Source organism: Streptomyces sp. NPDC046727 (assembly GCF_040645635.1).
Taxonomy (GTDB): Bacteria; Actinomycetota; Actinomycetes; order Streptomycetales; family Streptomycetaceae; genus Streptomyces.
This window is the reverse complement of sequence record NZ_JBEYYR010000037.1, coordinates 87318-97269: the sequence shown is the minus strand read 5'-3', so window position 1 is coordinate 97269 and position 9952 is coordinate 87318. Positions and strand designations below refer to the sequence as shown.

10 protein-coding genes and 2 pseudogenes are annotated in these 9952 nt (G+C 71.2%); 6 read left to right on the top strand and 6 right to left on the bottom strand.

Annotation, left to right across the window (positions count from 1 at the left end):
* Nucleotides 1-828: pseudogene (locus tag ABZ937_RS34125) on the bottom strand (magnesium transporter); the annotation flags it as partial.
* Nucleotides 829-1029: 201 nt separating this feature from the next.
* On the opposite strand from ABZ937_RS34125, the gene ABZ937_RS34120 reads away from it, so the two are divergent.
* Nucleotides 1030-1776 carry a hypothetical protein gene (locus ABZ937_RS34120; protein WP_361697611.1) on the top strand — a complete coding sequence of 249 codons (747 nt, stop codon included), beginning with the start codon at nt 1030-1032 and terminating at the stop codon, nt 1774-1776.
* Nucleotides 1777-1783: 7 nt separating this feature from the next.
* On the opposite strand, the gene ABZ937_RS34115 is transcribed toward ABZ937_RS34120, so the two are convergent.
* Nucleotides 1784-2299: a hypothetical protein gene (locus tag ABZ937_RS34115; protein ID WP_361697609.1), complete on the bottom strand. Its 516-nt coding sequence runs from the start codon at nt 2297-2299 to the stop codon at nt 1784-1786.
* A 33-nt stretch (nt 2300-2332) separates the two neighbouring features.
* The gene (locus ABZ937_RS34110; protein WP_361697608.1) at nt 2333-3457 is read right to left on the bottom strand and encodes a magnesium and cobalt transport protein CorA; all 1125 of its coding nucleotides are present in this window, start codon (nt 3455-3457) and stop codon (nt 2333-2335) included.
* A 483-nt stretch (nt 3458-3940) separates the two neighbouring features.
* On the opposite strand from ABZ937_RS34110, the gene ABZ937_RS34105 reads away from it, so the two are divergent.
* The 4 genes from ABZ937_RS34105 (at nt 3941) to ABZ937_RS34090 (ending at nt 7122) form a co-directional block, all read left to right on the top strand.
* The gene (locus ABZ937_RS34105; RefSeq protein WP_361697606.1) at nt 3941-4525 is read left to right on the top strand and encodes a suppressor of fused domain protein; all 585 of its coding nucleotides are present in this window, start codon (nt 3941-3943) and stop codon (nt 4523-4525) included.
* A 233-nt stretch (nt 4526-4758) separates the two neighbouring features.
* On the top strand, nt 4759-5400 hold the full coding sequence (locus ABZ937_RS34100; protein WP_361697604.1) for a DUF6758 family protein: 642 nt from the start codon (nt 4759-4761) through the stop codon (nt 5398-5400).
* 185 nt (nt 5401-5585) lie between these two features.
* A complete protein-coding gene (locus ABZ937_RS34095) occupies nt 5586-6443 on the top strand; it encodes a PHP domain-containing protein (RefSeq protein ID WP_361697602.1) in 858 nt (285 codons plus the stop codon).
* A 73-nt stretch (nt 6444-6516) separates the two neighbouring features.
* A complete protein-coding gene (locus ABZ937_RS34090; protein WP_361697600.1) occupies nt 6517-7122 on the top strand; it encodes a MarC family protein in 606 nt (201 codons plus the stop codon).
* A gap of 55 nt (nt 7123-7177) precedes the next feature.
* Here ABZ937_RS34090 and ABZ937_RS34085 read toward each other — a convergent pair whose 3' ends face one another.
* Complete coding sequence (locus ABZ937_RS34085) at nt 7178-7333, bottom strand: hypothetical protein (protein WP_225827238.1); 156 nt, start codon at nt 7331-7333, stop codon at nt 7178-7180.
* A 208-nt stretch (nt 7334-7541) separates the two neighbouring features.
* On the opposite strand from ABZ937_RS34085, the gene ABZ937_RS34080 reads away from it, so the two are divergent.
* Nucleotides 7542-8447 carry an NYN domain-containing protein gene (locus ABZ937_RS34080; RefSeq protein ID WP_361697617.1) on the top strand — a complete coding sequence of 302 codons (906 nt, stop codon included), beginning with the start codon at nt 7542-7544 and terminating at the stop codon, nt 8445-8447.
* Here the strand turns inward: ABZ937_RS34080 and ABZ937_RS34075 are convergent.
* Complete coding sequence (locus ABZ937_RS34075) at nt 8444-9337, bottom strand: alpha/beta hydrolase (RefSeq protein WP_361697598.1); 894 nt, start codon at nt 9335-9337, stop codon at nt 8444-8446. The genes ABZ937_RS34080 and ABZ937_RS34075 overlap by 4 nt on opposite strands.
* 214 nt (nt 9338-9551) lie before the next feature.
* Nucleotides 9552-9952, bottom strand: a pseudogene (locus ABZ937_RS34070) (ATP-dependent helicase); the annotation flags it as partial.

The following is a 9952-nucleotide window of genomic DNA, read 5'->3' as shown; positions in this document are numbered from 1 at the left end:
CATCAGGCGGCGCATGTCGGCCGCGTCGGCTGGCTGCATCAGGCTCAGCAGCCGCTCCTTGTCGTCCTCGGGCAGTTCGGAGAGCAGGTCGGCCGCGTCGTCGGGGTCCATCGCCTCCAGCACGTCCGCCGCGCGCTCCTCCTTCAGCTTGCCGAGGATCTCGATCTGGTCGTCCTCCGGCAGCTCTTCGAGGACGTCGGCGAGCCGGTCGTCGTCCAGGGCGGCGGCGACCTCGGCCCGCCGTTTCGCGGAGAGGTGGTGCAGCACGTTGGCGAGGTCGGCGGGGCGCAGCTGCTCGAAGGTGGCGAGCAGGCTCTCGGCGCCCTGCCCGTGCTCCTCCAGCGAGAACCCGGTGACCGCCGACCACTCGGCGGTCAGCGTCTCGCCCTTCGCCCGCCGGAAGGCGCCGCCCTTCCTGCCCTTGCGCAGGAAGACGCGGTCGACCTCCCAGTCCCGGCGGGCGGGCAGCTGCTGCACGGACACGTCGAGGACGGTGACCTCCTCGCCGGTCTCCACCAGCGTGACCCGCCGGTCCAGCAGTTCGCCGAAGACCAGCCGCTCGGTGGGCCGCTGCTCGAAGCGGCGGACGTTCATGACGCCGGTGGTGATGACCTGGCCGGACTCGATGCCGGTCACCCGGGTCATGGGCAGGAAGATGCGGCGCCGGGTGGACAGTTCGACGACCAGCCCGAGGACGCGCGGGGGCCGTCGCCCGACACGGAGCATGACGACCAGGTCGCGGACGCGGCCCACCTGGTCGCCGTTCGGATCGAAAGCGGGGACCCCGGCGAGGTGCGAGACGAAGATCCGGGGGGCGCCGGCTGCCATGGCTGTGCTTCCTTTGCTCGCATTGGGTGCGATTTGCTGTTCCCTGCCCACTCGCGTGCGCTTCAGGCTAGCCCGTACCGATCGGATACGCCCTGGTGAGCGCTCCGGACGGTCTGGCTCCGCCGGGCCCGCGGAGCCCCGGTACGCTGCGGTACGCCGCTCACGGACTCGTCAGGACTCGTCAGAAAGGCAGCCCTACCTGTGACTGCGATTCCCCAGGGCCGTACCCGCCGGACCGCGCTGGCGACCGCGGCCTGCGCGCTGGCCGTGACCGGAGCGATGGTGCTGTCCGGGTGCGGAGGCGGCGACGACCCGGACGCGGGGACCAACGGGGTGGGCAAGCTGTCCGCCGACAAGATCCAGGCGAAGACGCGGGCCGCGGCCGACGCGGCGTCCGCCGTGCGGCTGTCCGGGACCGTGGTCACCAGCGGCCGTACGTACCGGCTGGACATGCAGCTCAAGGCCGACGGCGGGAGCGGCTCGGTGACCTCGCAGGGGTCCACCTTCAAGCTGCTGCGGGTCGGGCAGGAGCTGTATCTGAAGGCCGACGCCCACTTCTGGAACCACGCCGACGGCAGCGACGGCGCCACGGGCAAGCTGGACGGCAAGTACGTGAAGGTCCCGCAGGGCGATCCGGCGTACAAGAAGTTCAGCGGCTTCACGGACAAGGACGTCCTCCTCGACGGTCTGCTGACGCTGCACGGCTCGCTGGTGACGGACGGCCACCACACCGACCAGTCGGGTACCCCCACGATCCGCATCACCGGCGACAAGGGCTCCGGCGGCACCCTGGACGTGTCCCTCCAGGGCAGTCCCTACCCCCTCCGCCTGGTCCGCGGCGGCGACGCGGGCACGCTCCGCTTCTCGGACTGGGGCAAGAACTTCACCGTCGATGAACCGGCCAGGTCGGAGACGGTGGACTACGGCAGGCAGCTGCCGACGTCGTAGGCCGGGCTCACTTCCGCTTGCGGCGCCTCAGCAGGAGCTTCGGCAGGCCCGCCGGTACCGGCCGGCGGGTCGTCGCCGGGGTCGGTACGGGACGTTCGGCCAGGTCGCCGGCCGGCATCGGGGTCACGGCACCCGTCGGCACCAGGCGGAGCACCCGGCACTCGCGGGCCCAGCGGGCCGGCATCTCCTCGCCGTCGTGGGCGTTCAGCCGCTTGCCCTTCAGCTCGGCGACCGCCGCCTCCCACTGCTCCGACCCGGACGCCAGCTCGGCCACGGTCACCGGGAACGTCACCAGCCGGCCGCCCTTGTCCTTGCTGCGCACACTCACCTCGGCGGAGCCGCCGTCGGCGAGCCCCTCCAGCGGCTGCTCACCGGGCCCGTCGCCGACCACGCACACCGCGCCCTCGTGCCACACATGCCACAGCGCACGCGCGGCCGGCGCACCGGCGCTCCGGACCCAGATCAGGCCGGACTTCTTCGCGGCCTCCTCGATGAGGGCCCGGTCGAGCAGCTCACTTGTCATGCGCCCCAGCCTATCCAGGCCTTCCGCACCCGCTCACAGCCAGCCGTTGCGCTTCAGCGTGCGGTGGATGCCCAGGCAGATGACACCGGTGATGGCCATGATCACCGGGTAGCCGAACCTCCAGTGCGTCTCCGGCATGTAGTCGAAGTTCATGCCGTACACCCCGCACACCATCGTCGGTACGGCGACGATCGCGGCCCAGGACGTGATCTTGCGCATGTCCTCGTTCTGCGCGACGGACGCCTGCGCGAGGTTGGCCTGGAGGATGGAGTTGAGGAGTTCGTCGAAGCCCAGCACCTGCTCCTGGACCCGGGCCAGGTGGTCGGCGACGTCCCGGAAGTACTTCTGGATGTCCGGGTCGATCAGCCGCATCGGCCGCTCGCTCAGCAGCTGCATCGGGCGCAGCAGCGGCGCCACCGCCCGCTTGAACTCCAGCACCTCGCGCTTGAGCTGGTAGATCCGCGCCGAGTCCACACCCCGCGAGACCCCGCCCCGGCGGCCGGGCGAGAAGACCTCGGTCTCCACCTCGTCGATGTCGTCCTGCACCGCGTCGGCGACCGCGATGTAGCCGTCCACCACATGGTCGGCGATGGCGTGCAGCACGGCCGAGGGGCCCTTGGCGAGCAGCTCCGGGTCGTCCTGCAGCCGGTGCCGCAGGGCGCGCAGCGACCCCTGGCCGCCGTGCCGGACGGTGATGAAGAAGTCCCGGCCGGTGAAGCACATGACCTCGCCGGTCTCGACGACCTCGCTGTTGGCGGTGAGCTGGTCGTGCTCGACGTAGTGGATGGTCTTGAAGACGGTGAACAGCGAGTCGTCGTACCGCTCCAGCTTGGGCCGCTGGTGGGCCTGCACCGCGTCCTCGACGGCCAGCGGGTGCAGCCCGAACTCGCCCGCGATGCCCGCGAATTCCGCCTCGGTCGGCTCGTGCAGGCCGATCCAGACGAACCCGCCGTCGCGGCGCACCTGCCGCATCGCCTCCTGGGGGGTCAGAGGCTTGGCGGTCTGCACCCGGGCGCCGTCGCGGTAGACGGCGCAGTCGACGACGGCCGAGGGCGTGGCGGGGTCGCGCGTGGTGTCGTACGACGGGCTCGCGTCCTTGCGCAGCGAGACGCGGGAGGACGGACGGACCACGGCACGCAGGTCGCGGATCATCGACATGGGCAGGCTCCTTCGCGGGCGGGCAGCGAAAGCGCGCGGCAACGGGTGGAACTACCCGGAATGGGGACGTCCTGCAGGGGTCTCCGCCCTTGAATCAAGGGAAGGATGTTTGGCACGTCCACAAAGCGGGGAGCACCGCACCGTCGCGGTGGCGGCTTCGCTACTGATGCAGAACTGATTCAGATCAGACAGATCAGGCAGAGCGAGACGAAGTGCTCTTCCGAACGACGACGCGCAAGGGAAGGCGGCGGCCAGCCGGTAACTACATCAGCAGCCGGAAGAGCGAGTGGTACTGCACGGTCGACTTCGATCCATGACAGCCCCACCTCCTCCGGCCGGTCCCTCGTAAGGGAGTCTCATCGGCGTCGGGACTCGATCAGCGACGCGCCGGCGTGCTGCCCCGAACCACCGGCTCAGCGTAGCAGCCGCCCGAAGTGTCAAGGCGCCGCTTTGCCTGCTGCTGACGAGTTCTATGCTCGGCGCATGGCTGATGTTCTTCCTCTGGTAGAGGCCCGGTTGAGCACCGCGCTCGGCGAACCGGACGCCCGGGCCGCGGTCACCTTCCTCGGCACGGACCGCATCGAGGTGCTCCGCTTCCAGGAGGGGGACGTCGTCCGGTACGCCACCCTCGGCATGTCCCAGCACCCCATGACGGACCCCACGTCGATGCTCGCCGACCCGGTCAAGGGCCCCCGCGCCGAGCTGGTCCTGTCCGTCCGCGCGGGCCTCGCCGAGACCGACAAGGTGCTCCGCCCGCTGGCCGTCCTGGCCGCGACCCCGCAGGTGGAGGGCCTGGTGGTGACCCCCGGCGCCTCCTTGGACGTGGGCGAGCCGCTGTGGCCCGGCGCCCCCTTCACCTCCGTCCTCGTGGGCGAGCCCGGCGGGCTGGTGGAGGACCTGGAGCTGGACGCCCCGATGGATCCCGTACGGTTCCTGCCGCTGCTGCCGATGACCCCGAACGAGGCCGCCTGGAAGCGGGTGCACGGCGCCCAGGCCCTCCAGGAGCGCTGGCTCGCGAAGGGGACGGACCTGAGGGACCCGGCCCGCGGATCCGTCCCGCTGGACTGACGTCCGATCTCCGCCGAGTGATCGATCTCACCTCAACGTAAGGCGAAATTCGGCCAGTTGGCGAAGACGTCGACTCCGCCTTCGGCTCCGGCTCCTCCGCCGCGCGGCCAGTGAGCGCGTCTAATTAATGCACGGTGCATCTGTCGTGGCCGGTCAGGCATATGGTCGGGTGTTCCGTCCGGACGGGTGATCGTCCTTGACGTGGGCGGGCGGGGGTAGGACCGTGGAGCCCTATGAGGGGCGAACCCAGTTGCCCGAGGTGCGGTGGCCGGGTCAGGGCTCCCGGACTCTTCGCCGATTCGTGGCAGTGCGATGTGCACGGCACGGTGTATCCGCTGCAGCCTGTGATCCCACCCAGTGTCGAGGCGCTCAACGTGGTGGTGCACCGGACGCAGGTGCCGGTGTGGATGCCGTGGCCGCTGCCGGTCGGCTGGCTGTTCACGGGCGTCGCGTACGCCGGTGACGACCGCAGCGGTGGCCGGGCGACCGCGGTGGCCTGCTCGGGCCCCGGCCCGCTCGGCGGTCCCGGCGAGATGATCCTGATCGCCGAGGAGCTGGGCGTCGGCCTCGGCGCGCGCTACGCCGGCATCGACGGCCCGGACCCGGGGTCGTACATGAACGTGGAGAAGCCGCCGCAGGCCAAGGTGCTGGCCGCGGGCCGCCCGACCCCGCTCTGGCACGTCTACCGCACCCCCGACGACCGGGCCGTCTTCGCGGGCGAGGCGCTCGGGATGTGGCTGTGGGCGGTGATGTGGCCCGAGCAGGCCGGTCTGCTCATGTACGACGAGCTGGTGCTGACCGACCTGCGGGACGCGGGGGCGGAGATAGACCTGGTGCCCTGCGGAGCGTTGTCGCCGCGCCTGCTTCGGCCGTAGCGCCCGCCGGGGTGCCGGGTTCTGTGCGTGTGCGGCTGCGGGTTCGTCGTGGTGGCCCGCGCAGTTCCCCGCGCTCCTCAGGTCGGCTGCCGTAGGGGGCGCCGGCCGGGTGCGGGTGTGACAGCGAGGAGTGAAAACCCGGCTATCCTTGGGTGTCCCCTTCCGTCCGTCCGCCTGGAGTTCGTGTGCGCATCGATCTGCACTGTCACTCCACGGCCTCCGACGGTACGGACACCCCTGCCGAGCTGGTGCGTCATGCCGCCGCGGCCGGGCTGGACGTCGTCGCGCTGACCGACCACGACACCACCCGGGGGTACGCCGAGGCGATCGGCGCGTTGCCCGAGGGGCTCACGCTGGTCACCGGCGCCGAGCTGTCCTGCCGCATCGACGGCGTCTCCATGCACCTGCTGGCCTACCTCTTCGACCCCGAGGAGCCCGCCCTGCTCGCCGAGCGCGAGCTGGTCCGGGACGACCGGGTGCCGCGGGCCAAGGGCATGATCGCCAAACTGAACGCGCTGGGCGTGCCGGTCACCTGGGAGCAGGTCGAGCGGATCGCCGCCGGCGGCTCCGTCGGGCGTCCGCATGTCGCGACCGCGCTGGTCGAGCTGGGTGTCGTGCCGACGGTGAGCGACGCGTTCACCGAGGAGTGGCTGGCCGACGGCGGGCGGGCCTTCGTGGAGAAGCACGAGACCGACCCCTTCGAGGCGATCCGGCTCGTCAAGGCCGCCGGCGGGGTCTGTGTCTTCGCGCACCCGGCCGCCGCCAAGCGGGGCCGCACCGTGCCGGAGTTCCGCATCGCCGAGCTGGCCGAGGCCGGTCTGGACGGCATCGAGGTCGACCACATGGACCACGACCTCGACGCCCGGGAGCGTCTGCGGGGCCTGGCCAAGGAGCTGGGGCTGCTGGTCACCGGGTCCTCGGACTACCACGGCAGCCGCAAGACCGTGGCGCTGGGCGCGTACACGACCGACCCCGAGGTGTACGGGGAGATCATCCGGCGGGCGACGGGCGCGTTCCCGGTGCCGGGTACCGGCGGAGCCTGAGGCCCCCAGGGGCCGACCCGCCGTACCGCTTCACGCCCGTAGTTCCTCTTCTCGCAAGGCCTGTACTTCCCTCATGTTCGACATCGCCGTCTTCGGCTCCCTGTTTCTGACCCTTTTTGTCATCATGGATCCCCCCGGGATCACCCCGATCTTCCTCGCCCTGACCGCCGGACGGCCGGCCAAGGTGCAGAAGCGGATGGCCTTCCAGGCCGTCTGCGTGGCCGGCGGGGTCATCGCCGTCTTCGGCGTCCTGGGCCATCAGATCCTGAACTACCTGCACGTGTCCGTGCCCGCGCTGATGATCGCGGGCGGGCTGCTGCTCCTGCTGATCGCGCTGGACCTGCTCACCGGCAAGACCGACGAGCCGAAGCAGACCAAGGACGTCAACGTGGCGCTCGTACCGCTGGGCATGCCGCTGCTGGCCGGGCCCGGTGCGATCGTGTCCGTGATCCTGGCCGTGCAGAAGGCCGACAGCGTGGCCACGCAGATCTCGGTGTGGTCCGCGATCCTCGCGATCCACGTCGTGCTGTGGCTGGTGATGCGGTACTCGCTGCTGATCATCCGGGTCATCAAGGACGGCGGTGTCGTCCTGGTGACGCGACTCGCGGGCATGATGCTCTCCGCGATCGCCGTGCAGCAGATCATCAACGGGGTCACTCAGGTGATCCGGGGGAGCTGAGCCCTCGTGGGCCCGGCTCCCCCGGAAAGCATGAGCGGCGAATCCCGCGTGCGTGTTACGAGGCCGGGGTGGTCTCGGCCGGACGGATCCACAGGCGCTGTCCGATGGCGGCGGCCTGCTGAACGATCCGGTTGACGGAGGCGGCGTCCACGACGGTGCTGTCCACGGTGGTGCCGTCGACCTCGTCGAGTCGCATGATTTCGAAGCGCATGGGCTTCTCCCTTCGTCTGGTCATCCTCCTGCGGAGAACTACTCGTGTGACGCCTGGTGTATCCCGCGTCGTGTCTGAGTCAACACGCCGCTTGTTACAAACATTCCCTACGCTAAAGAAATTTTTCGAACGACTAATTACTGACAGGTAAGCGGCGCGACCGGAACCCTTGGGGACCAGTTGTGTTCGCACTGTGACCGCCGGGACAATGGAGGCGATGAACGACGACCTGGCCGCCCTCGGCGCCCGCATCGACCGCACGAACGAGCTGCTGGAACGCATGCTCGCCGAGGTGGCGAAGACGCCCTCGACCCACGCGATCTTCGTCGACGCGGGCTATCTGTATGCAGCCGCGGGCCGGCTGGTCGCCGGAACCGAGGACCGCCGGGCCTTCGACCTGGACGCCGAGGGCCTGATCGAGGCGCTGATCGACAAGGCCCGCACGATCTTCGCGGACAGCCGGCTGCTGCGCGTCTACTGGTACGACGGCGCCCGGCGCCGCATCCACACCGCCGAGCAGCAGACCATCGCCGAACTGCCCGACGTCAAGGTCCGCCTCGGCAACCTCAACGCCAACAACCAGCAGAAGGGCGTCGACTCGCTGATCCGGACGGACCTGGAGTCCCTCGCGCGCCACCGCGCGATCAGCGACGCGGCCCTCCTCGGCGGCGACGAGGACCTCGTCTCGGCGGTCGAGGCGGCCCAGGGCTACGGCGCCCGCGTCCACCTCTGGGGCATCGAGGCGCCCGAAGGCCGCAATCAGGCCGAGCCGCTGCTGTGGGAGGTCGACAGCCAGCGCACCTTCGACCTGGAGTTCTTCAAGCCGTACGTCTCCCGGCGCACGGCCGCCGCCTACGACACCGCCGGCGCCACCCGCCCCACGCGCGAGAACGTGCGCTTCGTCGGCGCCCAGATCGCGGCGCGGTGGCTCGCCTCCCGGGGCCGCGAAACGCTGGTCGAACTGTTCCCCGGCCACCCCTACCTGCCCGGCTCCGTCGACCAGGACCTGCTGGTCGAGGCCGAGGAACTGCTCCAGTACTCCCTGCGCGGCCAGGCGGACCTGCGACGCGCGCTCAGGGACGGCTTCTGGGAGCACCTCCAGGCGCAGTACTAGCCCCCTGCGTACGGCCCTGCCGGGGCGCTGTCCCAGAAGTCGGCGATCGCGCGGGCGGTCTCCAGCGGGCGGTCGGTGTTGGGGGAGTGCTCGGCGCCCTCGATGACCGTACGGCGGGCCCTCAGCCGTACCGCCATGTCGTCGAGCAGCGGCAGCGGCCAGGTGTCGTCCCGCGCACCGGACAGCACGTGGAACGGCAGCGGTACGGCGGCCAGTTCCGCGACCCGGTCCGGTTCCGTGCACAACTGGCGGCCGGTGGCGAGGAGTTGGGCGGGCTTGGTGCCCAGCCAGCGGCGCCGCAGGTCGTCCCGGTCGTCCAGCCCGTTGTCGAGCGAGGGGGTGTCCGTCTCCTCCGGCGGCTCCATCGACTGGATCGCCTCCCACACCTCCGCCATGTTCAGCACCGCGAGCGCGTCCCGCAGCAGCTTCACGCGCTCCTGCTGGGGCGTCGAGATCTGCGCCGGACCGGAGGCCATCAGGGTGAGCGACCGGAAGGGCGCGTGGTCGAGCAGTACGGCCGCGCGCGTGATCTGGCCGCCCAGGGAGTGCCCCAGCAGATGCACCGGCCCGCCGATCGCCTCCGCCTGCGCGAGCACGTCCCGCGCCAACTCCTCCTGCGCGTAGGCGGACTCGTCCGTCGTGGGCCCGTCCGACTCGAACTGGCCCCGCCCGTCCACGGCCACGGTCCGGTAGCCGCGCTCGGCGAGCGGCACCTGCAGCGGGTTGAAGTCCTCCTTGCTCCCGGTGAACCCCGGCAGCAGCAGCGCGACGCCCCGGGGCTCCACACCGGGGGGCACGGGAGCGTCCACCACGGCGAACTCCCCACGAGCCGTCCGAAGGGGGTACGCACGGGCACCGGGCGGGGGGACAAAGGTGGCGGGCCTGCTCATGGGGAGCAGGCTATCGGGCGGGGGCGAGGGGGCGGGGGCTGGGTGGTGGCGGTGGCGGCCGGGCCCTCAGCAGGGGCTCTCTCCGGCACCGACGCCTCGGCTTCGGCTTCGGCCTCGGCCTCGGCCTCGGCCGAAAACGCCGATGGCCGGGTCCACTTTCGTGAACCCGACCATCGGACCGGCTCGTGCCCGCCGCCGCGCGCGCGGCGCCGGATCAGGCCTCGGGGGCCTCCACGGCCGCCGCGGACTTGCGGGTCCGGCGCGGCTTGGGCGTCGTCTCGGCGCTCTCGCCGGCCGCCTCGGCAGCGGACGCCGTCGTCTTGCGGGTCGTCCGGCGCCGCGGCTTGACCTCCGGCTCCTCGGTGGCCTGCGCCGGAATCCCCGGAGCAGCCGCCTCGGCAACGGCCTTACGGGTCCGTCGCGCCTTCGGAGCGGCGACCGCTTCCCCGTCGACCGCGTCCACGGCAGCGGTGGCGGTCTTGCGGGTGCGACGCGGCTTGGCCTCGGCTTCCGCTTCGGTGACCTCGGGAGCGGCAGCGGCCGTCTTGCGGGTGCGACGCGGCTTGGCCTCGGCTTCCGCCTCGACGGCCTCGGGAGCGGCAGCGGCCGTCTTGC

Coding starts and splice junctions, on each gene's coding strand:
- ABZ937_RS34115 (WP_361697609.1), bottom strand. CDS start 2,299: ATGACAAGTGAGCTGCTCGACCGGGCCCTCATCGAGGAGGCCGCGAAG.
- ABZ937_RS34110 (WP_361697608.1), bottom strand. CDS start 3,457: ATGTCGATGATCCGCGACCTGCGTGCCGTGGTCCGTCCGTCCTCCCGC.
- ABZ937_RS34105 (WP_361697606.1), top strand. CDS start 3,941: ATGGCTGATGTTCTTCCTCTGGTAGAGGCCCGGTTGAGCACCGCGCTC.
- ABZ937_RS34100 (WP_361697604.1), top strand. CDS start 4,759: ATGAGGGGCGAACCCAGTTGCCCGAGGTGCGGTGGCCGGGTCAGGGCT.
- ABZ937_RS34090 (WP_361697600.1), top strand. CDS start 6,517: ATGTTCGACATCGCCGTCTTCGGCTCCCTGTTTCTGACCCTTTTTGTC.
- ABZ937_RS34085 (WP_225827238.1), bottom strand. CDS start 7,333: ATGCGCTTCGAAATCATGCGACTCGACGAGGTCGACGGCACCACCGTG.
- ABZ937_RS34080 (WP_361697617.1), top strand. CDS start 7,542: ATGGAGGCGATGAACGACGACCTGGCCGCCCTCGGCGCCCGCATCGAC.
- ABZ937_RS34075 (WP_361697598.1), bottom strand. CDS start 9,337: ATGAGCAGGCCCGCCACCTTTGTCCCCCCGCCCGGTGCCCGTGCGTAC.